This window comes from Nocardioides thalensis, assembly GCF_013410655.1.
Lineage (GTDB): Bacteria > Actinomycetota > Actinomycetes > Propionibacteriales > Nocardioidaceae > Nocardioides > Nocardioides thalensis.
Genome location: NZ_JACCFP010000001.1, coordinates 4,369,199 through 4,392,870 on the forward strand (window position 1 = coordinate 4,369,199; position 23,672 = coordinate 4,392,870).

Genomic DNA, 23,672 nt, shown 5'->3' on the forward strand with positions numbered 1-23,672 from the left:
GCTGTCGCCCATGGCGACCATCCCGGCCGACGGGACCGGGACCGGCGCTCCTCCCGAGCGCCGCACCGAGATGGACGCCCTGCGCGCGCTGGTCGTCGTCGGCCTGGTGTTCTTCCACTCGGCACTCGTCTTCGACAGCGAGGACGACTTCTACGTCAAGAACGACGACACGGCGCCGCTGATGCTGGTCATCGGCGTGCTGGTCGTGTGGGCGATGCCGCTGCTGTTCGTGATCGGCGGCTTCGGCGCCCGCCAGTCGCTGGTGCGGCGCGGGCCCGGCGGCTTCGCCGTGGAGCGGCTGCGCCGCCTCGGCGTCCCGCTGGTGTTCGCGACGTTCGTCCTGCTGCCGCTGCCGCAGTGGCTGCGGCTGCGCGCCGCCGAGTCGAGCTATGACGAGTCGTACGCCGACTTCTACCCGCGGTTCTTCGACGTCCACCTGTCCGTCGACCACCTGCCGTTCGTCGTGCAGGGCGAGCACTTCGAGTCCGGCCACCTGTGGTTCGTCGTGCTCCTGCTGTGCTTCTCGCTGCTCCTCGCCGTCCCGGCGGCGGTGGTGCCTCCCCGTTGGACCGGACGACTGGGCGACGCGGCAGGGCGAGCCGTCGAGCGCGCGCCCGCCCTGGTGCTGCTGCCCGCAGTGCCCCTGGCCGCGGTCTGCGCCGGTCTCGGCCTCGAGGAAGCCTACGGCGGGTGGCACCGCGTCGCCTATCTGCTGTTCTTCGCCGCCGGCCTCTTCCTCGTGGCCGACCGGCGCTTCCGCGACGCGGTGCGCGGCTGCGCGCGGCTCGCGCTGTGGACGGGCATCGCGCTGTTCGTGCTCGGCGCCCCCGCGATGATGAGCGTGGACGACCCGTTCACCGACATGGGCGTGCTCGCCGTGCTGGGTCGAGCGGGGTTCGGCGTGACCGGGTGGTGCGCGGTGGTGGCGATCCTGGGGCTGCTGGACCGCCCGCGCCCGCCGTCGGCCGCTCCCGCCACCGGCCGGCCGCCCACCACGACCCAGCGAGTGTCGACGTACCTCGGCGACGCCGTGCTGCCGCTCTACGTCTTGCACCAGCCGGTCGTGGTGGCCGTCGCCTTCGGCGTCGTCGGCTGGGACCTCGCCGCGCCGCTGAAGTACGTCGTCATCGTGGTCGTGTCCCTCGCGCTCACCGTGGCCACGTACGACCTACTCGTCCGGCGGACCGCCCCCACGCGGTTCCTCTTCGGGATGCGGTGACGGTCAGGACGCCTGCTCCCAGGTGTAGCCGTCCGGGTCGGTGAAGGACCCGACGCCGCTGATGGTGATCCGGTGCGGGCCCTCGGCGTCGGGCACGCCGGCGTCCTTGGCCACCTCGGCGCGGCGCAGGAGCGCGAGCTTCACGCCGCCGTCGGGCGCGAACTCGGCGTACTTCTTGCCGAAGCTCTTGGCGACCTTCAGGCCGCGGTCGACGTAGAACTCCTTGCTGGCGCGGACGTCCTCGACGCCGATGAGCAGGACGATCGCCTCGATCTCGCCGGTCGCCGGGCCCTTGTTCTTCTTGCTCTCCGAGACGAACTTCCAGACCGCGCCGTCGGGCGCCTGCACGACCCCGCCGTAGCCCCACATCGACTTGGTGACCGGCTTGATGACGGTGGCTCCGGCGGCGACGGCGGACTCGAAGTAGCTGTCGGCGTCGGCCGGCTGGGCGACGATCAGCGAGATGCTGTAGCCGCCGAACCCGGTGGCGGGGTCGGCGGACGCCCGCAGCTGCAGGCGGTCGCCGAGGTCGCCGAACGCCGCGGCGTAGAACTCGCGGGCGGCGTCGACGTCGGGGACGTCGAGGATCAGTGACTCGATGCTGGGCATGTCTGCTCCTGGGGTGAGGGGATGCGTTCGTGGGGCTGACGTCGGGCGGAGCGGGTTTGTGACACGGGTGGCGACAGGCCTGCCCGTCGTCGTCAGTGGACGATCCGCACGAGCACGTCGGCCTCGACGCCCTCCTCGTCCAGTCGCTCGCGCAGCTGCCGCGCCACCTCGTCGTAGACCATCCGCTGGAGCATCGACGGCCGCACGCGGTTGAGCAGGCCGGCCGCCCGGTTCTCGCGGACCGCCAGCTCGGCGACGTTGTTGATCACGATCGCGATCTCCCTGGTCGTGCTGGCCGGCGCCTCGTCCCACTCGGCCAGCCGCTCCGCGGAGTCCGCGTCGAGCAGGCTCTCCATCTCGGCCTGCCGGCCGCGCAGCCGCGCGTTCGACCGCATCAGCACGGCGGAAGAAGCCAGGGCGGCGAGCGCGACGACGACGCCCGCGACGGCGACGAACGTGGTCACCGACCCCGCTCCGCGAACCAGTCGTCCCAGGTCTGGGTGCCGACTCGCCACGGCGCCGACGGCACCAGGTGGCCCGCGGTCATCGCCTTGCCGGCCGCGCCGGGCAGCCGGGCAGAGATCACCTTGCCCGCGCCGCGCGCCTTCCCGACGCGGCTCACGAGCTCGGACATCTCCAGCTGCTCGGGGCCACCCATCTCCAGGGTCTCGCCGTGGGGCGTCCCCGCCGCCAGCTCGGCCAGCGCCGCGCCCACCTCCCGCGCCGCGACCGGCGCCGAGAGCATCTTCGGCGCCATCACGACCGGCCCGATCTTCGCCCGCTCGAGCATCTGCTCGGCGAACTCGTGGAACTGGGTCGCCCGCAGGATGGTCGCCGGCCGGCCGCTGTCGCGCACCCGCTGCTCCTGGGCGACCTTGCCGTCGTAGTAGCCGAACGGCACCTCGTCGATGCCGACGATGGAGAGCAGCACGTGGTGCGCGACGCCGGCCTGCTCCTCCGCGGCGAGCAGGTTGTCGCTCGTCGCGGTGAAGAACTCCACGGCCGGCCGCTTGCGGCTGGTCGCGATGTTGAGGCAGTCGATGACGGCGTCCACTCCGTCGAGACGGGCCGCCAGCCCGTCGCCGCTGAGGACGTCGACCCCGAGGCTGCGCGCGAGCGGGACGACGTCGTGGCCCTGGTCGGTCGCGGCCTCGGCAGCGTGGCGGCCGACGACACCGGTCGCACCGGCGATGGCGATCTTCATGGGGGCAGGCTAAGGGGGCCGGGTGTCGCTCAGGTGAGCACGACCAGCTGCTGGGTCGCCCGGGTCATGGCGACGTAGCGGTCGACGCCGCCCTCGATCCCCGCCCCGAGCGCGTCGGGCTCGACCAGGACGACCAGGTCGAACTCCAGGCCCTTGGCCAGCTCCGGCGTGAGCGACCGCACCCGGTCGGTCTCCCGGTAGGCCGGATCGCCGATCACGCAGGCCGTGCCCTCGAGGTGCTCGTCGAGCCACGCCGCCAGGATCGCGTCGCGCTCGGACACCGTCGCGTGCACGACGGGTACGCCGGTGCTGCGCACCGATGTCGGGACGTTGGCGTCGGGCAGCACCGCGCGGATGACCGGCTCCGCCTCGGTCATCACCTCGGCGGGCGTGCGGTAGTTGATGCTCAGCGACGCCATCGTGACGGCGTCGAGGCCGACCCGCGAGAGCCGCTCCTCCCAGCTCTCGAGGAAGCCGTGCCGGGCCTGCGCGCGGTCGCCCACGATCGTGAAGCTCCGCGACGGGCAGCGCGCCAGCAGCGCCTGCCACTCCGCGTCGGTGAGCTCCTGCGCCTCGTCGACGACGACGTGGGCGAACGGCCCGGCCAGCAGGTCCGGGTCGGCGGACGGCAGCGCGTCCTCGTCGACGAGCGCCGCACGGATCCCGTCCTGGCGGAGCTGGGCGAACATGCCCTCCTCGTCGTGACGGATGAGCTCGTCGACGACCTCCTCCATCCGAGCCTCCTCCGCGCGCTGCGCGGCCTCCCGCTGCCGCGCTCGGCGCGCAGCGTCGGGGTCGCCGAGCCGGAGACGAGCGGCGTCGAGCAGCGGGAGGTCGGAGATCGTCCACGCCCGAGGGTCGTCGCGCTGGAGGAGGCGTACCTCGTCGGGCGTGAGCCACGGCGCGCACATCCGCAGGTAGGCCGGAACGTCCCACAGGTCGCCGACGACGTCCTCCGGGTCGAGCACCGGCCAGGACCTGCCGAGCTCCTCCTCGATGCCGCGGTGCGCGAGCAACGCGCGCCGCAGCTGGTCCTCCGGCACGTCGTCCTCGTCCGCGAGCTTGTCGACCAGGATGTCGACGAGCGCCTGTCGCACCTGCGCCCGCGCCTCGTTGTGCGGCGTGCCCGGGTCGGGAGCGCCGAACGCCTCGGCCCAGTCGGCCGTGCTGACCCAGACGTCGGACCAGGGCGTCTCGACCTCCATGCCCTCCTTCGGCGGCTCCTCGTAGAGCCCGACCGCCGGCTCTATCGCGCCGACCATCGCGGCCGTTGCCTTCAGCCGGGCCACCTCGGGGTCCGGCTCCTCGCCGAGCTTGTCGCCGCCGGGCACGAGGTCGCGCAGCGTGCAGGTCTGCACGCCCTCCTCCCCGAGGCTCGGCAGGACGTCGGCGACGTACGAGAGGTAGGGCCGGCTGGGCCCGACGAACAGCACGCCGCCGCGGCGGTGCCCCAACCGCGGGTCGGCGTAGAGGAGGTACGCCGCCCGGTGCAGCGCGACCACGGTCTTGCCCGTGCCGGGGCCGCCGTCGACGACGAGCGCGCCGCGCGACCCGGCACGGATGATCGCGTCCTGGTCGGCCTGGATGGTGCCGAGCACGTCGCGCATCCGCTGCGACCGGCTGCTGCCGAGGCTGGCGATGAACGCCGACTGGTCGTCGAGCGCCGCGTGTCCCTCGAGGCCCTCGGGGGTGAAGACCTCGTCCCAGTAGTCCGTGACCCGGCCCTTGGTCCAGCGGTAGCGCCGCCGGCTCGCCAGCCCCTGCGGGTCGGCGTGCGTGGCGGCGAAGAACGGCTCTGCCGCGGGCGATCGCCAGTCGACGAGCAGGCGCCGCCCGTCCCGGTCCGTGAGGCCGAGGCGGCCGACGTACACCGGCTGCGCGTCGGCGTCGGCCGGGACGACGCGACCCAGGCACAGGTCGAGGGTGTAGCGCCGCAGCGTGCGCAGGCGCGCGGTCAGCCGGTGCACCTCGAGGTCGCGGTCCATCGCGGCCTGTCCGGTGCCGCCGGCCCGCTTGCGCTCCGTGTCGAGCCTTTCGGTGAGCTCGGCGAGGGTCTCGTCGAGGCTGCGCTGGATGGCGGCGAAGTGCCGCTCGTCAGCGGCGATGAGGTCGGGGTCGGACTTGGCGTCGAGGTGGTCGGGCAGCGCGAACGCTGAGGTGCTCACGAGGGCATCGGCTCCGGGTCGGTGGGCCGCGGCCGGTGGACCGCGGAGCGGGGATTCTGCCGCCCCGATGGGGCCTTGCCGCAAGGCCCCCTGTGCGCTATACCTTGGAAGTGGAGAGGCCGCCGGGCCTCTCCTTTCTTGTCTCTGCGCGTCGGATCAGGCCTCGCCGCGGAGGAGCGCGGTGAGGTCGCCGACCGGGCCGAGGTGGCCGAGCTTGTCGGGGTTGATGACGTTGTGCAGCCGCGCGATCCGTCCGTCCTCGACGTCGATCGTCATCACGCCGAGGAGGGCGCCGTCCGCCCCGCGGGTGACCAGTGCGGGCTGGCCGTTGGCGACGGCGTGCTCGAGGAGCACGCCGAACCGCTCGCCGGCGCGCATCAGTCCGAGCAGGAACCGCGCGACGGCGGTCACACCGACCATCGGCTTCTGGATGGCCGGGGCGCGACCGCCGCCGTCGCCCACGAAGACCACGTCGTCGGCCAGGAGCCGCTCCAGGCCGGCCATGTCGCCGCCGGCGACCGCGGCGATGAACTGCGACGCGAGCCGAGCGCCCTGCTCGCGGGTGGCGTCGAACCGCGGGGTCCCGTCGCTGATGCGCTTCCTCGCGCGCGCGAAGATCTGCCGACAGTTGGCCTCGCTCTTCTCGACGACGGACGCGATCTCGTCGTACTCGTAGCCGATCACCTCGCGCAGCACGAAGACCGCGCGCTCCACCGGCGTCAGGGCCTCGAGCAGGACGAGGAACGCGGTCGACACGGTGTCATCGAGCTCGATCCGGTAGGCGGGGTCGAGGTCGTCGTCGTCCACGATGGGCTCCGGCAGCCACGGCCCGACGTACTGCTCCCGGCGCACCCGTGCCGAGCGGAGCGTGTCGATGGCGAGCCGCGTCGTCACCGTCGTCGCGTAGGCCTCGAGGTTGTCGACGCCGTCCGGAGCGCTGCGGTGCAGCCGGAGGAACGCCTCCTGCACCACGTCCTCGGCCTCGACGACGCTGCCGAGCATCCGGTAGGCGATCGAGAACATCAGCGGCCGCAGCTGGTCGTGCGCCTCGGCGAGCGTCGTCATGGGACCAGCATGCCGTCCCGACGCAGGGGCCGGCTCGAGGTTTTTTCCGGGGACTGTCACACGCAGGACGGCTGTCCCGTCGAAGGGGCCAGCAACAACCCCCAACGACGTAGGAGGAGATGGATCATGCGTATCTTCATCGCCGGCGCGACCGGCGCCATGGGAACCCGGCTCGTCGGCCTGCTCACCGAGGCGGGCCACGACGTCTTCGGGTCCAGCCGCAACGACACCGGCCGCGCGGCCGTCGACGCCCTGGGCGCGACGGGCATCGTGATGGACCCGTTCGACGCGGCCAGCGTGGACGCGGCGGTCGCCGAGGCCAAGCCGGACGTGATCGTCCACCAGCTCACGGCGCTCAGATCCATGAGCGGCAACCTGAAGAAGTGGGACCGGGACTTCGCGCTGACCAACCGGCTGCGGACCGAGAGCACCGACCACCTCCTCGCCGCGGCCCGGGCGCACGGCGTTCGCCGCTTCGTCGCCCAGAGCTATGGCGGGCACTGGACCAACCAGCGCACGGGCGGACCGGTCAAGACCGAGGCCGACCCGCTGATCGACGACCCCGGCAAGGAGGCGCGGCAATCGCTGGCCGCGATCAAGCACGTGGAGAGGGCGACGACCACGGCGCCGGGCATCGAGGGCATCGTGCTGCGCTACGGCAACTTCTACGGCCCCGGCAACACGATGTCCCGCACGGGCGAGATGGGCGAGGCCGTCCGGAAGGGCAAGTTCCCCGTCGTCGGCGGCGGCACCGGGGTCTGGTCGTGGCTCCACATCGACGACGGCGCGGCCGCGACGGTGGCCGCGATCGACCGGGCCGCGCCCGGGATCTACAACATCGTCGACGACGACCCGGCTCCGATGAGCGAGTGGCTGCCCTACCTGGCCGAGCAGCTGGACGGCAAGAAGCCGATGCGGCTGCCGGCATGGCTGGCGCGGCCGCTGATCGGCGAGTTCGGCCTGGCCCTGATGACCACCGTGCGCGGCTCGTCGAACGCCAAGGCGAAGCGTGAGCTCGGCTGGGCGCCGCACTGGTCCAGCTGGCGCGAGGGCTTCCGCTCCGGGATCGGCTGAGGTCAGGAGGCGAGCGGCTTGAGCTTGGTCCAGCCGGTCCAGCCGCGCTCCTCGAGCAGCTCGAGGATGCGCGGCGCGACCGGCACGGAGGCGAGGAACGCCTGGTCGAGCAGCGCCGCCAGGTCGTCGGACAACGCCTCCTCCTGCTCCCACGCCTCTGCGGGCACCTCCTCGAGCTGACTGATCATGGTCTCGACCACACCGATCAGCCGCGGGTCGTCGGGCGCCCATCCCGACATGTCCGTGAAGGTCCGGTAGAGCTCGAGCGTGCGCGGGTCCTCGAGCTGCTGGGTCTTCATCTCCATGTAGAACGGCATCTCGTCCGGCAGCTGCGCGGCGATCAGGATCCACGCATCGCGCTCCGCCTCGACCACGACCTCCGGCACGCCGACCGCGCGCATCCGGTCGAGATAGGCAACGGCTTCCGGCGGCAGCGCGAGGCTGTCACCGGCCGCCAGCTGGGCGATCCGCTCCCGGCTTCGTTGCCGCTCTCGGATCTCGGCGCGCAGGCGGCGGTCGATCTCCTCGACCGCCGCCGCGAACTCCTCGTCACTCGCCCCGAGCAGCTCCTGCACCCGCGAGAGCGGCACTCCGGCGTCGGCGAGCGTCCTGATCCGGATCAACGCGACGACGGCCGCTGCGTCGTACCGCCGGTAGCCCGAGTGGTCCCGCTCGGGCTCCGGCAGCAGGCCCTTCTGGTGGTAGAAGCGCACGGCCCGCGGCGTGACCCCGGCGTACGCCGCGAGCTGGCTGATCGTCAGCATGGCGACTCCATGAACGCAGCCTGCCTCAGTCGATCTTGCGGTGGTAGGCACGCATCGCGAAGAAGTAGGCGACCACCAGCAGGCCCCCGCACCAGGCCACGGCGAGCCAGGCGTCGTCGCCGACCGGCTGCTCGGCGTAGAGCGCGCGGATCGCGTTGACGATCGGCGTGACCGGCTGGTTCTCGGCGAACCACCGCACCGGGCCGGGCATCCCGTCGGTGGGGACGAACGCCGAGCTCAGGAACGGCAGGAAGATCAGCGGGGTGCCGAACCCGCTCACGGCGTCGGCCGACCTGGCCGCGAGGCCGGGGATCACCGCGAGCCACGTCATCATCAGCGTGAACAGGGCCAGCAGACCGGCGACTCCCAGCCAGGCCACGACGCCCGCGCCGCTGCGGAAGCCCATCAGCAGCGCGACGAGCACGACGATCACCAGCGCGACCAGGTTGGCGACCATCGAGGTGAGGACGTGGCCCCACAGCACCGAGGACCGTGCGATCGGCATCGACTGGAACCGCTCGAAGATGCCGCCGGAGACGTCCATGAACAGGCGGTACGCCGTGTAGGCAGTGCCGGAGGCGACGGTCATCAGCAGGATGCCGGGCAGCAGGTAGTTGACGTACTTCCCGTCGGCCCCGGTGTCGATCGAGGCGCCGAAGACGTAGACGAACAGCAGCATCATCGCGATCGGCGTCAGCGCCGTGGTGATGATCGTGTCGGGGCTGCGCAGGATGTGGGTCAGCGAGCGCCCGGTGAGGGCGACGGTGTTGCTGATGGCGGTGCTCATCGGGACTCCTCCTTGGTGGTCGAGGAGGTCGCCCCGCGACCGTCACGAGACCCGGTGATGCTCAGGAAGATCTCCTCGAGGGTGGGCTGCTTCTCGACGTAGGTGACCTCGGCCGGCGGCAACAGGGCCTTCAGCTCGGCGAGGGTGCCGTCGGCGATGATCACGCCCTCGTGGAGGATCGCGATCCGGTCGGCGAGGTGCTCGGCCTCGTCGAGGTACTGGGTGGTGAGCAGCACGGTCGTGCCGCCCGCCGCGAGCTCCTTGACGGCGTCCCAGACCTCGATCCGGGCCTGCGGGTCGAGGCCGGTGGTCGGCTCGTCGAGGAAGATCACCGGCGGGTCGCCGATGAGGCTCATCGCGATGTCGAGCCGGCGCCGCATCCCCCCGGAGTACGTCGCGACGCGGCGACCACCCGCGTCGGTGAGGGAGAACCGCGCGAGCAGCCGGTCGGCGACCGCGCCCGGGTCGGGCAGCTGGCGGAGCCGGGCGATCAGCGCCAGGTTCTCCCGGCCGGTCAGGATCTCGTCGACCGCGGCGAACTGTCCGGTCAGGCTGATCGACGCCCGCACCTCCGCGGGCGCGGTCGCGACGTCGTGGCCGGCGACGGTGGCGCTGCCTCCGTCGCCCTTGAGGAGCGTGGAGAGGATCTTCACACACGTGGTCTTGCCGGCGCCGTTGGAGCCGAGCAGGGCGAAGATGCTGCCCGGCGCCACGTCGAGGTCGACGCCGCGCAGCACGTGGTTGTCGCCGTAGGACTTGGTGAGCCCGGCGACGCGGATGGCTGGTGTGGTGGTCATGGGAAGACCTTGCGAGGTTGACGCAGCGTCAAGGTCAAGCCCGATCTCCCAGGATTTCCGACCTCACGCGACGAACCCGGGTGACACGAGCTCGGGCGAGGGTGTCGGATGGAGGGGGCGCCGTTCGTGGCGAGGGTGAGCGGCGGTCAGCGGGACCGCCGGACCGACACGAGGAGCAATGCGATGACGAGGTACCTGATGACCGTCCACGGCCCCGCGGAGCAGGGCGAGTTCGGCGGCTACGGCTCGCGGGAGGAGATGCTCGCGTCGTTCGCCGCCACCGGTGCGTTCAACGAGCGGCTCCAGGAGGAGGGCTACTGGGTCTTCGCCGACGGCCTGGACGACGCGACGAAGGCCGCGGTGATCGACGGCCAGGGCGAGGCTCCCGTCGTGACCGACGGGCCGTACCTGGAGGCGAAGGAGTACATCGCCGGGTTCTGGGTGATCGACGTCCCGGACCGCGACACGGCGGTGCGGCTGGCCGGCGAGGCGTCGAAGGCCTGCCGGGGCAAGGTCGAGATCCGGCCGTTCAACACCGAGCTGCCGACCTGACGGACCCGACCTGACAGAACCGGCCTGCCCGAGGGTCCGAGGGTCAGGCCGTGCCGACGCCCTTGACGTAGCGGTGGCACGGCACGGCGATCGGGCCGTCGGGGCCGGGCGCGGCGTGCTCGAACGGCCCGTCGTCGCGCCAGCCCTGCCGTTCGTAGAACCGTCGCGCCCGCCTGTTGGCCGGGACCACCGCCAGCCAGGCCGTCGGGTGCCCGGCTTCGGCGACCCGCCGCTCGCCGGCGGCCAGCAGGGGCGCGGCGGTGCCGGTGCCGCGGTGCGCCGCGGCGACGTACACCTGGTCGATCTCGTCGCCCTCCACCATCACGAACCCGACGACCTCGCCGTCGGCGACGGCGACGATCGTGTCGGGCACGCGATCGACGGCGCGCCGGTCGAACGACTCCCGTGGGCGCGCGGCCACGAGCGCGTCGGGCACCTTGCCGTCGTGGGCGTCGTGCCAGCCGGCGTGCCAGATCTCGGCGACGACGGCGCTGTCGGCCGCGGTCGCCGGGCGGATGTCGACCATCGGCTCACCCTACGGTCACCGCGATCGCCCCGACGGCCGGTCGCGGCCGACCGGAGTCCGGAATCTTGGGGAACCCGTCATTCCTGACCTCTCGCGGAGGGACACCGGGCGGCCTAGCGTGGGGGAATGGCTCCCCGCCGCGTCCTCGTCGTCGGCTACCACGCCGCCGAGGCCCTCGACATCGCCAGCGTGGTCAGCGCGCTCCAGCTCGCCAACCAGGTGACCGGACGCGCCGTCTACTCCGTGCAGCTGGCGGCACCGGGCGGCGGCACGGTCCACACCGGCACCGGGCTCACCCTGGTTGCCGACCGCGTGCTGGAGCGGACGCGCGGCCCGCTCGACACCCTGGTCGTCTCCGGGGGCATCGGGTACGTCGACGCGATGGACGACGCCGTGGTGGTGGCGCACGTGCGCCGCCTCGCGCGCGACGCCCGCCGGGTGGCCTCGGTCTGCACGGGGGCGGGGATCCTCGCTGCCGCGGGCATCCTCGACGGCCGGCGCGCGGCGACCCACTGGGACCACGCGCAGCTGCTCGCCGACCGGTTCCCGCGGGTCCGGTGGGACCCGGCCCCGATCTTCGTGGTGGACGGCCGCTTCTGCACGTCGGCCGGCGTCACCGCGGGCCTCGACCTGACCCTCTCGTTCGTCGAGGAGGACGCCGGGCCGCGGGTGGCGCGCGACGTCGCCCGCCAGCTCGTGACCTACATGCAGCGGCCGGGCAACCAGGCCCAGATGAGCATGTTCACCTCGTCGCCCCCCGCGGCGTCGTCCGTCGTCAGCGAGGCCGTCGACCACGTCAAGGCGCACCTCGACGCCGACCTGACCACGGCCGGCCTCGCGGAGCGATCCGGTGTGAGCGAGCGGCACCTCACCCGGTTGTTCCTGCGCGAGCTCGGGATCCCGCCCGGCCGGTTCGTACGACGCGCGCGGTGCGAGGCCGCGGCCCAGCTCCTCGCCACGACCGACCTCACCGTCGAGGCGATCGCCGACCGGTGCGGCTTCGGCACGGACGAGACCCTGCGCCAGGCGTTCCAACGCAGCTACGGGGTCTCCCCGTCGCACTACCGGATGACCCACTCGACGACGCGGCGTGCCGGGGTGCGCGCGTCGGGGTGAGCGGCCACCGACCGTCGGCACACCCGCCGGCTCTCACGAAAGGGAAACGATGGCGGAACTGATGATCGACTACATCACCTCGCTCGACGGCTTCGGCTCCGCCGAGGGCTGGCCGGGCCTGTGGGGGATGGGCGGACCCGACTACTACGACTTCCTCGGCAAGGACGGCGCGTCCGAGTACGCGCTGCTGATGGGCGCGACGACGTACCGGATGTTCCGCGGCTTCGCCGAGGCCGGCGAGGACTTCATCGACGAGCTGACGCGCCGTCCGAAGCTCGTGTTCTCCTCGACCCTCGACGAGCCTCTCGACTGGGAGAACTCCACGCTGGTGTCGGGCGATGCGGTCGAGGCGGTGGGGGAGCTCAAGCGGGACGGGGACCTCCCGCTGCGCACCATCGGCAGCGTGAGCCTGTGCCGGTCGTTGCTGACCGCCGGCCTCGTCGACCGCTACCGCGTCGTCGTGTTCCCCGTCGTCAACGGAGCGACCGGCGCCGACCGGATGTACGACGGCTGGCCGGACGTCCGGCTCGACCTGATCGAGGCGCGGACGCTCGACGGTCGGCTGCAGCTGCTCGAGTACGCGCCCACCGTCCTCGACGGCCCGCCAGGCACGGAGTAGCCACGACCCCTCCGTGATGCTTCCCGCGTCCGATCAGTCGTCGGGCGTGTCCTCGGCGTACATCTCCTCGATGACGTCGGCGTACTTCGCGCCGATCGGCTTGCGCTTGAGCTTCATCGTCGGTGTCAGCTCGTCACCGCCCGGAAGCCAGTCGGTGGCGAGGATCCGGTGCTTCTTGACCTGCTCGACGCGCGACAGCCGGGCGTTGGCCGTGGCGATCGCGTCGGCGACCTGCTGCTGCACGCCCGGGTCGTCGGCCAGCGCCGCTGCCGATCCGTCGGCCAGGCCGGCCTGCTCGGCGTACGCCGCGCACACGTCGGGGTCGAGGACGACGAGCGCGACGTTGTAGGGGCGCCGGTCGCCGACCACGACCGCCTGGCCGATCAGCGGGTGCGCGGCCTTGACGGCCTGCTCGATGTTGGCCGGCGACATGTTCTTGCCGGCGGAGTTGATGATCAGCTCCTTCTTGCGGTCGACGATCGTGACGTAGCCGTCGTCGTCGATGGTGGCGATGTCGCCGGTGTGCAGCCAGCCCTCGCCGTCGATCACCTCGGCGGTCTTCTCGGGCTGGTTGCGGTAGCCCCGCATCAGCTGGGCACCGCGCACGAGCAGCTCCCCGTCGTCGGCGAGCCGGACCTCGAGGCCGGGGAGGGCCTTGCCGACGGTGCCGATCCTGACGGCATCGGGCGGGTTGACCGTGCCGCAGCACGAGATCTCGGACATGCCCCACAGCTCGCAGATCGGGATGCCGAGCTCGGCGAAGTAGGTCAGCACCTCGGGCGCGATCGGCGCCGCCCCCGACACGGTGTAGCGGACGTCGTCGAGACCGATGAGCTGGCGGACCACCGTGCGGGTCTCCTCGTCGAGCGCCGCGGGGTCGGTGACGCCCTTCGCCTCGAGGCCGGCCTTGAGCTTCTCCCAGATGCGCGGCACCCCGCCCCACACGGTCGGCCGGACCTCGCCGAGCACGCCGACGACCGCCTTCGGGTCGGTGACGTAGGTGATCGTGCCGCCGAAGACCATCGGCGAGTAGTGGGCGCCCCAGCGGTCGGCGATGTGGGCGGCCGGGAGGTACGACGTGCCGCGGTCGCCGGGCTTCGCCTCCAGCACGGCGTTGATGCCGCGCAGCTGGGCCAGCATGCTGCCGTGCGTCAGCTCCACGCCCTTGGGCGGGCCGGTGGTGCCGGAGGTGTAGATCAGCGTGAGCACGTCGTCGGGCCCGACCGCGCGCCAGGAGGACTCGAAGTCGAAGTCGTCGGCCCCGGCCGTCTCGACGTCGTCGAGCGAGATGGTGCCCTCGCCCCCGTCGATGCTGATGATCGTCTCGGCGCCGGTCTCGGCGGCGCGGATCTGCGGGAGGAACATCTGCTCGGTCACGACGACCTTGTTGCCGGCGTTGCCGAAGAGGTAGGAGATCTGCTCGGGCGAGGACGTGTTGTAGATCGAGAACGGGATCGCGCCCAGGTGCAGCGCCGCGGTGTCGCCCAGCGCGAACTCCGGCCGGTTGAGCAGCATGAACCCGACGGTGTCGCCGGGCCCGACGCCGAGCGCCGCCAGTCCGGCCGCGATCCGGCGGACGCGGTCGCCGTACTCCTGCCAGGTGATCTCCTGCGCGCCGCCGGGCGTGCGGAGGGCGACGTCGCCGCCGCACCGCGCAACGGTGTTCTGGAACGCCTCGCACATCGTCGCGACGTCGAGCGGGTCGGTGGTGGTCGTGTCCGGGGTGGCGTCGGTGGCCGTCATGCGTCGATGGTGGTCGGTGTGACCCGGATCACGCAACGGTGGCCGGCCGATGTCCCACGGGTTGTCCATCGGAGCGGTGGCGCTTCGTCGTACCGACAAGAGCCGCCACCCGAAGGAGAGCACGACATGGTGAAGAGCAACGCCTACCCCGAGATGATCCTCGCCTCCGCGCGCGAGCGGATCGCGGCCCTCGAGCGCGAGGCCGAGCGGCGCGAGCGGCGAAGGTCCGTGCTGCGCCGTACGCTCGGCCGCGTGACCGGATCCGGGCGTGAGCGCCGATGAGGTACCTGATGCTGGTCTGCGGCGACGAGGACCTGGAGCTCACGCCGGAGGAGCGCCGGGCGCTCGACCAGCGCGCCGCGGCGTGGGTCGAGGAGATGACGGCCCGCGGCGTGCGCGTCGACGGCAACCGGCTGGCGCGCGCCGACACCGCGACCACCGTGCGCGTCCGGAACGGCGAGATGCTCGTCTCCGACGGGCCCTTCGCGGAGACCAAGGAGCAGGTCGGCGGCTACGACCTGCTCGAGTGCGCGGACCTCGACGAGGCGCTCGAGGTCGCTGGCCAGCACCCGGTCGCGGAGATCGGGACGCTCGAGCTGCGCCCGCTCCACGTCCCGTGATGCCGCGGTGACGACGGCCGGCGACGCGGTGGCGGCCGCCTTCCGCGCGGAGTGGGGGCGCGTCGTCGCGACGCTGATCCGCGTCACCGGTGACTGGGACCTCGCCGAGGAGTGCGCCCAGGAGGCCTTCGCCCGCGCCGCCGAGCGCTGGCCGGTCGAGGGCGTGCCCGACCGGCCGGGCGCCTGGCTGACGACGGTCGGGCGCAACCGCGCGATGGACGTGCTGCGCCGTGCCCGGACGGAGGCGGCCAAGCTGGAGGAGCTGGGTGTGATGGCCGAGCGCGAGGCGTCGTACGACGGCAGCGGTCCGGGTGCGGCTGTCGGAGCCGACGAGATCCCCGACGACCGGTTGCGCCTGGTCTTCACCTGCTGCCACCCGGCGCTGCCGCTCGAGGCGCGGGTCGCGCTGACGTTGCGGACCCTCGCCGGCCTCACGACCGCCGAGATCGCCCGCGCGTTGCTGGTCTCGGAGCCGACCATGGCGAAGCGGCTGGTGCGGGCCAAGCACAAGATCCGGGCCGCGGGGATCCCGTTCCGGGTGCCGCCCCCGCACCTGCTGCCCGAGCGGCTGGGCGGGGTGCTGGCGGTGGTCTACCTGCTCTTCAACGAGGGCTACTCCGCCAGCGCCGGTGACGACCTGGTCCGCCGGCACCTCAGCGACGAGGCGATCCGGCTCGCGCGGCTGGTGGTCGAGCTGATGCCCGAGGAGCCCGAGGCGGCCGGTCTCGCTGCCCTCCTGCTGCTCCAGGACTCGCGGCGCGAGGCACGCCTCGACGCGGAGGGACGGCTGGTCACGCTCGAGGCGCAGGACCGGGCGCGGTGGGACCGTGCGGCGATCGCGGAGGGACTGGCGCTCCTAGCGTCCGCGACGGCCGACGGGCCCTACGTCCTCCAGGCGCGGATCAGCGCGTGTCACGCCCTGGCCGCGACCCCGGCCGAGACCGACTGGGCGCGGATCGCCCGGCTGTACACCGCCCTGCGGGCGTGGACCGACTCGCCGGTGGTCGAGCTCAACCGCGCGGTCGCGGTCGGGATGGCGGACGGGCCGGAGGCGGGCCTCGTGATCGTCGACGCGCTAGATGCCGACGGCCGGCTCGCCGGCTACCACCTGCTGCCGGCCACGCGGGCCGACCTGGAGCGCCGGCTCGGCCGGCACGACGCGGCGCGGGCGTCGTACGGCGAGGCGCTGGCGCTCGCGCCCACCGAGCCGGAGCGGGAGTTCCTGGCCCGCCGGATGTCCGAGCTGTGATGGCCCAGACTGAGGGCTCAGACGTTGCCCGCCAGCCAGTCGGCGCCCACCTCGTGCTCGGTGTCGAGGCCCTTGCCGGTCAGGTCGCACACCAGCGCCTCCAGCTTCTTGCCGACGATCGGCACGCCGCAGCGGACGTCCAGGTCGTAGGTGACGACGGTCGACCGGCCGCTCTCGGCCACGGTCGCGCTGCCGGTGATGGAGATCGGGCTGCCGGGCGTGTCGATCACGTAGTCGGCCGCATCGCCCCGCCAGGTCTGGCGGATGATCGCCCGGGTGGTCTCGCCGACGAACTTCTTCGCGAACGCGGGCACGCCGACCACCTTCTGGTCCTGCTCGGTCACCACCTCGATCGTCTCGCCGGCCTCGGTGACCTGCGTCGATGACGACGTCGCGCCGGTCGCCCGGGCGACCCGGTCCCAGAAGCCCGGGTAGCGGAGCATCGCCAGGACCTGGCCGGCCGGGGCGTCGTAGATGAACGTTCGGGTCAGCTGCATGGGCGCATCCTCGCTCAGAGATCCAGGTGGTGGGAGAGGTCGCCGGTCTGGTCGATGAAGATCGTCCGCGACGCGAAGCACCACGCGCCGTCGACGACGTGGAACGTGTCGTGGTACCGGCCGGTGACGATCGGCTGGAGCGGCAGGTCCGGGGTCGCCTGCAGCACGCAGTAGCTCGAGCGGCTGCTCGCCGTACCCGCCTCCTCGTCGACCTCGATGATCGCGTTGGTGGTCAGGTGCTTGGTCCGGGGCGTGCCGTCGTCGTGCCGGCGGGTGGTCGTCTCGTAGAGCCTGCGCACGGCCTCGGCGCCGTGGAAGCGGGTCTCGGGCGGCCCGTCGGGGACGCCGTGGATGGTGGCGTGCGCGAACAGCTCGGCGACACCGTCGAAGTCGCCGAGGTCGACCCGCTCGGCGTAGGTGTAGAGGAGGTTCTCGATCGCGCGGCTCGCGTCCACCCGCGACAGCATAGGGGGCCTCCTAGAACACGTTCTATTCGTGCCTGTCGGCGGAGCCGCCTACCGTCTCCGGCATGGCGACCTTCGACGACGTGCGCGAGCTCGGCGACGAGCTGGAGCGGTCGTACGTCGCCCAGGTGCGCGGCCGGTGGCGGTTCCGCGTCGGGCAGATCGTCTACGCCGCCTTCTCCCTCGACGAGACCGTCATGGGCTTCGCGTTCCCGAAGGAGGAGCGGGCGGGCCTGGTCGACGGCGAGCCGCACAAGTTCCACCTGCCACGCGAGTCGGAGATGCGGTTCAACTGGGTCGAGGCCGACCTCGGCGCACTCGAGCCGGCCGAGGCCAGGGAGCTCGTCGTCGAGGCCTGGCGGATGGTGGTGCCGCAGAAGGTCGCGCGGGCCTACGACCTGGCGCACCCCGACGGGCCCGGCTGAGGCCCCGCCGGGCCCGGTCCGTCAGCTGGCAGGCTGGGTGAGGATGAGCCGGGCGAGGCCGCGGACGAGCTCGACCTCGCGACGGCCGGGCGGCTTGCCGGCCTGGAGGCTGCGACGCACGACCGCGAGCGGCAGCTCCAGCATGGCGAACACGATCTGGTCCGCATTCGCCCCACTCGATGCCTGGACCTGGGCGACGATGCGGCCGATGTCGCGGCGCAGGTGCTTGTCGGTCGTGTCGGCCGCCCTCGCCTCGGGCGGCCACTCGTCGCGACCGAGGGCGCGGGCGCCGGCCTGCAGCACCTGGGCCTCCGCCACGTGGGCCCGGCACCACTCCACGACCCAGACCGCGGCGTCCACGGCGCTGTCGGCCGACGGCTCGCCCAGCGTCTCGCGGTAGCCGGACGCGAACCGGTCCGACGTGCGGAGCCACACCGCCGCCAGGAGCGAGGGCCGGTCGGGGAACCGGTGGTAGATCGAACCGTTCGCCGCACCGATCGACTCGGCGACCGCGCCGAGCGTCACCGTCCGGATCCCGCCTTCGGCGTACAGGGCGATGGCGGCGTCGATGAAGTCGTCGGCGCTGTGCTTCGGTGGCCTTCCCACAGATATGGAGTATATGCTCCAATAATTGTGGAGCGATCGCTCCACAATCTTGAGCTCGAGGAGTCGCCGTGGTCACGCTCGAAGAGAACCTCCCTGCGTACGTCCTGGTACGGACGGCCGACCTGCAGGTCGGCCCGGAAATCGGGGAGTACGTGCGGTCGGTGGACCTCTCCCTCGAGGCGTACGGCGCCGAGATCCTCGTGCAGAACTTCCCTGCGCGGGTGCTCGAAGGCGAGTGGGACGGCTTCGTGACGCTGCTGCGCTTCAGCGATCGCGAGGCGGCCCAGCGCTGGTACGGCTCGCCCGAGTACCAGGCGATCCGGCACCTGCGGACCGACAGCTCCACGCCGACCTGCATCCTCGTCGAGGGCGTCCGGTCCGGACATCGATCCGCCGACCTCGCGCAGATCTTCGGTCTCGACGGGCCGCCGCCGGCGGGCGACCTGGCGCGCGCCTAGCTGTCGGGCTGACCTTCCGCGGTCGCGAGCGTGGTCTCCAGCTCGATCCACGGGATCGTGTCCTCGGGCCGCAGGTAGCGCTCGGTCTCGACGAAACCGTGGTCCTGGGCGAAACGGAGGCCGTCGGTGTTCGAGGCCAGCACGACGGTGCCCAGCCTCGTCGCACCCAGGCGGCGCGCATGTGCGACGGCACGTCGGTAGATCTGCTCGCCGTACCCGCGTCGGCGGTGGTCCGGCAGCACGCGAGCGATCACCCGTGCGACCGGGATCTCGGCCGACGGCGGCCACACCGTGCTGTTGCCGACCAGCACGTCATCGACGTACGCGAGCTCGAGGTGGTTGCGGGTGCTGCGCTCGCGCACCTCCTCGAGCGACAGCGGCGCGGTCGGGATGATGACGTTGTGGACGTGGCGCCACTCCTCGAGGAGGGCGTCGGTCGCAGGCGTCTCGAACCGGATCGCGGGCATCCCCCGATTCAACGAGCGCGGTGCCGCGAGGTCAACGCGATTTGCGGTGGATCGCATTGGCCGTCAACGGCCGCCGGCCACCCTGATCGTCGTGGCGGTGACGTACGACGCGGCGTCGCTCATCAGCCAGGCGACGGACTCGGCGATCTCGGCCGGGGCGGCCGGGCGCCCGAGCGGGATGGTCGGGGCCATGGCTGCGAGCCTGCCCGGATCGCCGGTCGCCGCGTGCAGGTCGGTGTCGACGAGACCGGGCGCGACGGCGACGACGCGGACGCCCTGGCGCCCGACCTCGATCCCGAGGCCCTTCGTCATCAGGTCGAGCCCCGCCTTGGCCGCTGCGTAGTGGACGTACTCGCCCGGGGACCCGAGCGTCGCCGCGCCGGAGGTGATGTTGACGATGACCCCGCCGGCCCCGCCCGCATCCGTGCTCAGCGCACGGACCGCTGCCTGCGCGACCAGCACCGGAGCGGTCAGGTTGAGCTCGATGACGCGCCGTACCTCGTCGGGAGGCGTGTCCGCCAACGGCGCGTAGCGGTAGGTCGCACCGGCGTTGTTGACGACCCCGGTGAGGCGGCCCAGGTCGGCGGCAGCGCCGAACAGCGCCTCGATGCCGCCGTCGTCGAGGAGGTCGGCGCGAACGGTCGCACACCGGACCCCGGCCGCGCGCACCTCTGCCGCGGTCGCCGCGGCTGCTTCCTCGTCGCGCGCGTAGCCGAGCACGAGGTCGTGGCCGTCACTCGCCAGGCGCGTGGCGATCGCCGCGCCGATCCCGCGCGTGCCGCCGGTGACGATCGTGAGGCTCACGGCAGCGAGTCCCCCGGGAAGCCGTGGCAGGGGTGCACGTCGCACGTCATCATCCCCGCCTGGACGCACGGGTCGTCGGCCATCACCGCACGCGCCTCGTCGGCCGGGACGGTCATGATGGCGACGCCGCACACGGTGTCGGACGCCACCGGACACAGCACCGCGATGACGCCGGCGGCGCGCAACGAGACCATCCGGCGCTGGTGCGCGCGCTCGATCTCGTCGGCTCCGGCCTGCTCGCGCCGCGGACCCCACGACAACAGCGCCACGCTGTAGGGCTGCGCCGTCGCGGCGAGCTCCTGGACCTGCTCATCGGTGATGGTGCTCATGGATCCTCCCTGTGCTCACGGCTCGGCGATCACCCGCTGCGGTGGGCGGCGACTGCTGCCGCCACGGCCGAGCGCCATTGTCGTCCTTGGTCTCCCCGGTAGAGGTCCCGGCTGAAGTACGGCGAGTCGCCCCGGTACGGCGCGCTCATGTGGATCGCGGTCGCGAGCTCGCTGATGTGGTCGCGACCGCCGGCCCGGTAGGCGGCGACCTCCTCCGGGTCGAGCTCGACCAGGGCGGAGTCGTCGATGACCGCGCTGTAGCTGTAGCGGGCGTCCAGGTAGAGGCGTCCGTCCTCCTCGAGCAGGAACCAGCCGCCGGAAAGCTCGTCGATGACCTTCATCTCGGCAGTGTGTCGGATCGGGCGCTGTCTGTTCGTGGGATGGGTGAGGGGCCGGTACGGCGGCCCACCTGACGCAGGAGCGGATCGCGATGTCGAACGGGTCGGACAACTGGAAGCGGAACGTGCTGGTCTTCCTCGGAGGCCAGACGGTCTCGTCGCTCGGGTCGATGATCGTCAGCTACGCCGTGATGTGGCACCTCACGATCGAGACGGGCTCGGCGGCCGTGCTGACGACGAGCGTCGTGGCCAGCATGCTTCCGCAGGCCGTGGTCTCGGTCTTCGGTGGCGTCTGGGCCGACCGGCACTCGCGCAAGCTGCTGATCATCGGCGCTGACTCGACGATCGCCGCGGTCACGCTGCTGCTCGCGCTGCTGATGCTGACCGGGTCCGGCGACCTGTGGATGATCTACCTCGCGCTGGCGGCGCGCTCGGCCCTCGCGGGCGTCCAGTCGCCGGCGGTCAACGCGATGCTCCCCCAGATCGTGCCCAAGGAGCACCTGATGCGGGTCAACGGCATCCAGCAGTCGATCAGCTCGGGGATCATGCTGTTCGCGCCGGCGCTCGCGGCCGCGGTCTACGCGAGCGCGGGCATCGTCACGGTCTTCTTCATCGACGTGGTGACCGCCGTCGGGGGCGTGCTCCTCCTGACCCTGGTGCCGACCACGCGGGTGGTCCGCTCCGGTGAGCAGCTGTCCTACTTCGGTGACCTGGTGGCCGGCGTGCGGTACGTGCGCGGTCACGCGTCGGTCCGCTGGGTGATGACCCTGGTGGCGGTGGTGATGTTCATGGCCGGCGCGCCGGCGCACCTGACGCCGCTGATGGTCTCGCGCAGCTTCGGCGACGCGGTGTGGATGCTCAGTGTGAACGAGCTGTTCTGGAGCGTCGGGATGCTCCTCGGAGGCGCGGCGATGGCCACCGTCGGGCCCAAGGTGAAGCGGCCGATGCGGCTCATGGCTGCGGCCTCGGTCGTCGTCGGCGTGCTGGTGGTGGGGCTGGGTGTGTCGGCCAACTTCTGGGTCTTCTCCGTGCTGGGGCTGGTCATCTGCCTGGGGTTCCAGGCGCTGCTCGTGCCGGCGACCACGGTGCTCCAGGAGCGGGTCGAGGAGAGCATGAGCGGGCGCGTCTTCGGCTTCTACGGGATCGTGATCTCGGTGGCGATGCCTCTGTCGATGGTGGTCTTCGGGCCGCTCGCGGACCGGATCGCCGTCGAGTCGGTGATGGTCCTGGCCGGCGTGCTGCTGCTGGTGGCGGTCCTCGGGATGCTGGCCGCCGGCGCGCGCAAGCCGCGTCCCATGCACCCGCACACCGGTGAGGCGGTCGCGTTGCAGCCCGCCGCTGCTGCGTGACCGAGCGTCACTGGCCCGGTTCCGCGGCCGTCCGGAAGCCCACCCGCAGGTGGCTGCCGTCGCAGAACGGCTTCCGAGCCGAGGCTCCGCAGCGGCAGAGGTAGGCCGACGGCCGATCGCCGAGGTCGTGGGTCGTGCCGTCGGGGTCGACCACCCGGAACGCCCCCTCGACCTGGAGGGGCCCGTCGTCGAGCGGGGTCACGGTCGCGAGGTCGGCTGCGTCGCCGGCAGGTCGGGGCAGTGGAGTGGACATCGAGGTTCCTTCCGAGGCGAGCGGGCTTCTCGGCAGCGTTGTCGACCTCCTCCACGCGTCCCTGTCGCGGAGCCGCAACAGGTCCGGAATCCTGGCAGGGAGGGCCGCCAGCAGCGGTGCCTCGAGAGCGAGCCGGACATAGGGTTCGAGCGTGCTGCCTGCTCCCACGCCGCGGCTGCGGTTCCGCGAGATGACCGAGGCTGACCTGCCGGACATCGCGCGGCTGGAGATCGGTGGCACACGGGGCCCCGAGGGCTGGATCGACTGGACGCGCCGCAACTACGCCGAGTACGGCTTCGGACTCTGGGTGGTCGAGACCCACCAGGGGGAGTTCGTGGGCGACTGCGGTCTGACCATGCAGGAGGTCGAGGGAGAGCAGTTGCTCGAGGTGGGGTGGCACGTCCACGCCCCACTCCGGCGCCGGGGCTACGCCGCCGAAGCAGCGGCCTCCGTTCGAGACTCCGCGTGCGACGCAGGGGCCGAGCACCTCGTCGCCATCATCAGGCCCGACAACGTCGCCTCGCAGCGGGTGGCGGCCAAGATCGGCCTCGTTCTCGAACGTGAGGTCCACGCCCACGACGGCCCGGCACTCGTCTTCGGGGCGGACCTGCGCGCGGTCCCCGGCACGTCCGCGAGTGGCGGCTCGTGACGCCGGGGCGGGGGGTCGGCACTGCTGTCCCGGACTCCGAGGTCGTGGTCCGGCTGCTCCGCGAGCAGGCTCCGCACCTGGCCGAGCTCCCGGTCCGAGAGGTCCGCGCGGCGGGGAGCAGCAACTGGGTGTTCCGCGTCGGCGACGATTGGGCGATCCGCCTGCCGCGATCCGACGAGTACGTCGCGGACCTGGCCAACGAGGTGCGCTGGTTGCCCCGCCTCGCGCCGCATCTTCCGGTCGCGGTCCCCGAGGTGGTCACCGTCGGCGAGCCCGGCCCTGCGTTCCCACGGCCATGGGCCGTCGTGTCGTGGGTGCCGGGCGACCTCCCCCTTGCACTGGATGCCACCCAGCAGGCTGCGATGGCGGAGTCCCTGGGCACCTTCGTACAGTCACTCCACGCGAGCTGCCCATCGTGGTGCGCCAGGATGTTCTCCACGGAGAGGTCGGTGTGCACCCAGCAGGGCGCCTCGGTAGCCGCGGGGACGTCGCGAACGCGGCGCCACGCCTCGCGAACGCTGTCGGGGTCGAACAGGTCCCGCAGCTGTGCTGCCGCCTGGTCGGCCCAGCGGTCGATCGTGTCGGTCACCGGCTCACCGCAGCGATAGCCCCACTTCTCGGACCCGGCCGGAATGTCGGCGGCGCTGACACCGGAGTGATCGACTTCGGCGGGCTCGGTGTCGGGGACCGGTCCGTAGACCTGCTCTACGCGTGGAGCATGTTCGACGCGCCAGCTCGCGAGGTGCTCCGCGTCGCGGCCGCCGCCGACGACGGGACCTGGGCCCGCGCCCGTGCGTGGGCCTTCGTCGGCCCCGGGCTGCTGACCATCGCCGACTATCGCCACACGATGCCGTCACGAATGGATCGCCTCACCACGATGGTCGAGACGATCGCAGCCGAGGTAGGAGTCCGGCTCCGGTGAGG

General features: G+C 72.2%; 32 protein-coding genes. 14 read left to right on the forward strand and 18 right to left on the reverse strand.

Annotated elements, in window-relative coordinates:
- Nucleotides 1-10: 10 nt before the first annotated feature.
- On the forward strand, nt 11-1,219 hold the full coding sequence (locus HNR19_RS21250; RefSeq protein ID WP_179669813.1) for an acyltransferase family protein: 1,209 nt from the start codon (nt 11-13) through the stop codon (nt 1,217-1,219).
- Nucleotides 1,220-1,222: 3 nt separating this feature from the next.
- Here HNR19_RS21250 and HNR19_RS21255 read toward each other — a convergent pair whose 3' ends face one another.
- The 5 genes from HNR19_RS21255 to HNR19_RS21275 form a co-directional block, all read right to left on the reverse strand.
- A complete protein-coding gene (locus HNR19_RS21255; RefSeq protein WP_179669814.1) occupies nt 1,223-1,828 on the reverse strand; it encodes a VOC family protein in 606 nt (201 codons plus the stop codon).
- Between the two features lie 92 nt (nt 1,829-1,920).
- The gene (locus HNR19_RS21260; protein ID WP_179669815.1) at nt 1,921-2,292 is read right to left on the reverse strand and encodes a hypothetical protein; all 372 of its coding nucleotides are present in this window, start codon (nt 2,290-2,292) and stop codon (nt 1,921-1,923) included.
- Entirely contained in the window at nt 2,289-3,032 is a 744-nt protein-coding gene (locus tag HNR19_RS21265; protein ID WP_179669816.1) for an SDR family oxidoreductase, read from the reverse strand. The genes HNR19_RS21260 and HNR19_RS21265 overlap by 4 nt, the downstream gene beginning before the upstream one ends.
- 29 nt (nt 3,033-3,061) lie before the next feature.
- Nucleotides 3,062-5,197 carry an RNA polymerase recycling motor ATPase HelR gene (gene helR, locus HNR19_RS21270; RefSeq protein ID WP_179669817.1) on the reverse strand — a complete coding sequence of 712 codons (2,136 nt, stop codon included), beginning with the start codon at nt 5,195-5,197 and terminating at the stop codon, nt 3,062-3,064.
- A 156-nt stretch (nt 5,198-5,353) separates the two neighbouring features.
- Nucleotides 5,354-6,262, reverse strand: a complete 909-nt coding sequence (locus HNR19_RS21275) for an RNA polymerase sigma-70 factor (protein ID WP_179669818.1) — start codon at nt 6,260-6,262, stop codon at nt 5,354-5,356.
- 126 nt (nt 6,263-6,388) lie between these two features.
- On the opposite strand from HNR19_RS21275, the gene HNR19_RS21280 reads away from it, so the two are divergent.
- A complete protein-coding gene (locus tag HNR19_RS21280; protein WP_179669819.1) occupies nt 6,389-7,336 on the forward strand; it encodes an NAD-dependent epimerase/dehydratase family protein in 948 nt (315 codons plus the stop codon).
- Nucleotides 7,337-7,338: 2 nt separating this feature from the next.
- Here HNR19_RS21280 and HNR19_RS21285 read toward each other — a convergent pair whose 3' ends face one another.
- Genes HNR19_RS21285 through HNR19_RS21295 form a run of 3 tightly spaced genes read right to left on the reverse strand, consistent with a single transcriptional unit; the run spans nt 7,339 to nt 9,684 of the window.
- Nucleotides 7,339-8,100: a MerR family transcriptional regulator gene (locus tag HNR19_RS21285; protein WP_179669820.1), complete on the reverse strand. Its 762-nt coding sequence runs from the start codon at nt 8,098-8,100 to the stop codon at nt 7,339-7,341.
- A gap of 25 nt (nt 8,101-8,125) precedes the next feature.
- The gene (locus HNR19_RS21290; protein ID WP_179669821.1) at nt 8,126-8,887 is read right to left on the reverse strand and encodes an ABC transporter permease; all 762 of its coding nucleotides are present in this window, start codon (nt 8,885-8,887) and stop codon (nt 8,126-8,128) included.
- Complete coding sequence (locus HNR19_RS21295) at nt 8,884-9,684, reverse strand: ABC transporter ATP-binding protein (protein WP_179669822.1); 801 nt, start codon at nt 9,682-9,684, stop codon at nt 8,884-8,886. Before HNR19_RS21295 ends, HNR19_RS21290 begins: the two co-directional genes overlap by 4 nt.
- A gap of 183 nt (nt 9,685-9,867) precedes the next feature.
- Here HNR19_RS21295 and HNR19_RS21300 point away from each other — a divergent pair, with 183 nt between their 5' ends.
- Entirely contained in the window at nt 9,868-10,236 is a 369-nt protein-coding gene (locus HNR19_RS21300; RefSeq protein ID WP_179669823.1) for a YciI family protein, read from the forward strand.
- A 43-nt stretch (nt 10,237-10,279) separates the two neighbouring features.
- On the opposite strand, the gene HNR19_RS21305 is transcribed toward HNR19_RS21300, so the two are convergent.
- Nucleotides 10,280-10,762 (reverse strand): GNAT family N-acetyltransferase, encoded by a 483-nt coding sequence (locus HNR19_RS21305; RefSeq protein WP_179669824.1) that lies wholly within the window; start codon nt 10,760-10,762, stop codon nt 10,280-10,282.
- Between the two features lie 126 nt (nt 10,763-10,888).
- Here HNR19_RS21305 and HNR19_RS21310 point away from each other — a divergent pair, with 126 nt between their 5' ends.
- Nucleotides 10,889-11,878: a GlxA family transcriptional regulator gene (locus HNR19_RS21310; RefSeq protein ID WP_179669825.1), complete on the forward strand. Its 990-nt coding sequence runs from the start codon at nt 10,889-10,891 to the stop codon at nt 11,876-11,878.
- Between the two features lie 49 nt (nt 11,879-11,927).
- Nucleotides 11,928-12,497 carry a dihydrofolate reductase family protein gene (locus HNR19_RS21315; RefSeq protein ID WP_179669826.1) on the forward strand — a complete coding sequence of 190 codons (570 nt, stop codon included), beginning with the start codon at nt 11,928-11,930 and terminating at the stop codon, nt 12,495-12,497.
- A gap of 33 nt (nt 12,498-12,530) precedes the next feature.
- On the opposite strand, the gene HNR19_RS21320 is transcribed toward HNR19_RS21315, so the two are convergent.
- Nucleotides 12,531-14,240 carry an AMP-dependent synthetase/ligase gene (locus tag HNR19_RS21320; protein ID WP_179669827.1) on the reverse strand — a complete coding sequence of 570 codons (1,710 nt, stop codon included), beginning with the start codon at nt 14,238-14,240 and terminating at the stop codon, nt 12,531-12,533.
- A 126-nt stretch (nt 14,241-14,366) separates the two neighbouring features.
- Between HNR19_RS21320 and HNR19_RS21325 the strand changes: the two genes are divergently transcribed.
- The 3 genes from HNR19_RS21325 to HNR19_RS21335 are packed head-to-tail and all read left to right on the forward strand — an operon-like array spanning nt 14,367 to nt 16,109.
- Complete coding sequence (locus HNR19_RS21325; RefSeq protein WP_179669828.1) at nt 14,367-14,522, forward strand: hypothetical protein; 156 nt, start codon at nt 14,367-14,369, stop codon at nt 14,520-14,522.
- Nucleotides 14,519-14,860 (forward strand): YciI family protein, encoded by a 342-nt coding sequence (locus tag HNR19_RS21330; RefSeq protein ID WP_179669829.1) that lies wholly within the window; start codon nt 14,519-14,521, stop codon nt 14,858-14,860. The genes HNR19_RS21325 and HNR19_RS21330 overlap by 4 nt, the downstream gene beginning before the upstream one ends.
- 7 nt (nt 14,861-14,867) lie before the next feature.
- The gene (locus HNR19_RS21335; RefSeq protein WP_179669830.1) at nt 14,868-16,109 is read left to right on the forward strand and encodes a sigma-70 family RNA polymerase sigma factor; all 1,242 of its coding nucleotides are present in this window, start codon (nt 14,868-14,870) and stop codon (nt 16,107-16,109) included.
- A gap of 17 nt (nt 16,110-16,126) precedes the next feature.
- On the opposite strand, the gene HNR19_RS21340 is transcribed toward HNR19_RS21335, so the two are convergent.
- Entirely contained in the window at nt 16,127-16,606 is a 480-nt protein-coding gene (locus HNR19_RS21340) for a DUF2505 domain-containing protein (RefSeq protein WP_179669831.1), read from the reverse strand.
- A gap of 14 nt (nt 16,607-16,620) precedes the next feature.
- Nucleotides 16,621-17,061: a nuclear transport factor 2 family protein gene (locus HNR19_RS21345; RefSeq protein ID WP_218910340.1), complete on the reverse strand. Its 441-nt coding sequence runs from the start codon at nt 17,059-17,061 to the stop codon at nt 16,621-16,623.
- Nucleotides 17,062-17,135: 74 nt separating this feature from the next.
- Here HNR19_RS21345 and HNR19_RS21350 point away from each other — a divergent pair, with 74 nt between their 5' ends.
- Complete coding sequence (locus HNR19_RS21350; protein WP_179669833.1) at nt 17,136-17,495, forward strand: MmcQ/YjbR family DNA-binding protein; 360 nt, start codon at nt 17,136-17,138, stop codon at nt 17,493-17,495.
- Nucleotides 17,496-17,516: 21 nt separating this feature from the next.
- Here HNR19_RS21350 and HNR19_RS21355 read toward each other — a convergent pair whose 3' ends face one another.
- A complete protein-coding gene (locus HNR19_RS21355; protein ID WP_179669834.1) occupies nt 17,517-18,101 on the reverse strand; it encodes a TetR family transcriptional regulator in 585 nt (194 codons plus the stop codon).
- Between the two features lie 68 nt (nt 18,102-18,169).
- Between HNR19_RS21355 and HNR19_RS21360 the strand changes: the two genes are divergently transcribed.
- Nucleotides 18,170-18,559, forward strand: a complete 390-nt coding sequence (locus tag HNR19_RS21360; protein ID WP_179669835.1) for a DUF1330 domain-containing protein — start codon at nt 18,170-18,172, stop codon at nt 18,557-18,559.
- On the opposite strand, the gene HNR19_RS21365 is transcribed toward HNR19_RS21360, so the two are convergent.
- From HNR19_RS21365 to HNR19_RS21380, 4 genes are all read right to left on the reverse strand, one after another.
- Nucleotides 18,556-19,026, reverse strand: coding sequence for a GNAT family N-acetyltransferase (locus HNR19_RS21365; RefSeq protein WP_179669836.1), 471 nt, complete (start codon nt 19,024-19,026; stop codon nt 18,556-18,558). The genes HNR19_RS21360 and HNR19_RS21365 overlap by 4 nt on opposite strands.
- A gap of 63 nt (nt 19,027-19,089) precedes the next feature.
- Entirely contained in the window at nt 19,090-19,830 is a 741-nt protein-coding gene (locus HNR19_RS21370; RefSeq protein ID WP_179669837.1) for an SDR family oxidoreductase, read from the reverse strand.
- On the reverse strand, nt 19,827-20,159 hold the full coding sequence (locus HNR19_RS21375; protein WP_179669838.1) for a YciI family protein: 333 nt from the start codon (nt 20,157-20,159) through the stop codon (nt 19,827-19,829). The genes HNR19_RS21370 and HNR19_RS21375 overlap by 4 nt, the downstream gene beginning before the upstream one ends.
- A 29-nt stretch (nt 20,160-20,188) precedes the next feature.
- The gene (locus HNR19_RS21380) at nt 20,189-20,500 is read right to left on the reverse strand and encodes a hypothetical protein (RefSeq protein WP_179669839.1); all 312 of its coding nucleotides are present in this window, start codon (nt 20,498-20,500) and stop codon (nt 20,189-20,191) included.
- A gap of 89 nt (nt 20,501-20,589) precedes the next feature.
- Here HNR19_RS21380 and HNR19_RS21385 point away from each other — a divergent pair, with 89 nt between their 5' ends.
- Complete coding sequence (locus tag HNR19_RS21385) at nt 20,590-21,846, forward strand: MFS transporter (RefSeq protein ID WP_179669840.1); 1,257 nt, start codon at nt 20,590-20,592, stop codon at nt 21,844-21,846.
- Between the two features lie 7 nt (nt 21,847-21,853).
- Here the strand turns inward: HNR19_RS21385 and HNR19_RS21390 are convergent, their stop codons facing one another.
- Nucleotides 21,854-22,099, reverse strand: a complete 246-nt coding sequence (locus HNR19_RS21390; RefSeq protein ID WP_179669841.1) for a CDGSH iron-sulfur domain-containing protein — start codon at nt 22,097-22,099, stop codon at nt 21,854-21,856.
- 151 nt (nt 22,100-22,250) lie between these two features.
- On the opposite strand from HNR19_RS21390, the gene HNR19_RS21395 reads away from it, so the two are divergent.
- The 3 genes from HNR19_RS21395 to HNR19_RS21405 are packed head-to-tail and all read left to right on the forward strand — an operon-like array spanning nt 22,251 to nt 23,670.
- Nucleotides 22,251-22,748: a GNAT family N-acetyltransferase gene (locus tag HNR19_RS21395; RefSeq protein WP_179669842.1), complete on the forward strand. Its 498-nt coding sequence runs from the start codon at nt 22,251-22,253 to the stop codon at nt 22,746-22,748.
- Nucleotides 22,745-23,356: a phosphotransferase gene (locus tag HNR19_RS21400; RefSeq protein WP_179665967.1), complete on the forward strand. Its 612-nt coding sequence runs from the start codon at nt 22,745-22,747 to the stop codon at nt 23,354-23,356. The genes HNR19_RS21395 and HNR19_RS21400 overlap by 4 nt, the downstream gene beginning before the upstream one ends.
- A 47-nt stretch (nt 23,357-23,403) precedes the next feature.
- A complete protein-coding gene (locus HNR19_RS21405) occupies nt 23,404-23,670 on the forward strand; it encodes a protein kinase family protein (protein ID WP_343047313.1) in 267 nt (88 codons plus the stop codon).
- Nucleotides 23,671-23,672: the final 2 nt, after the last annotated feature.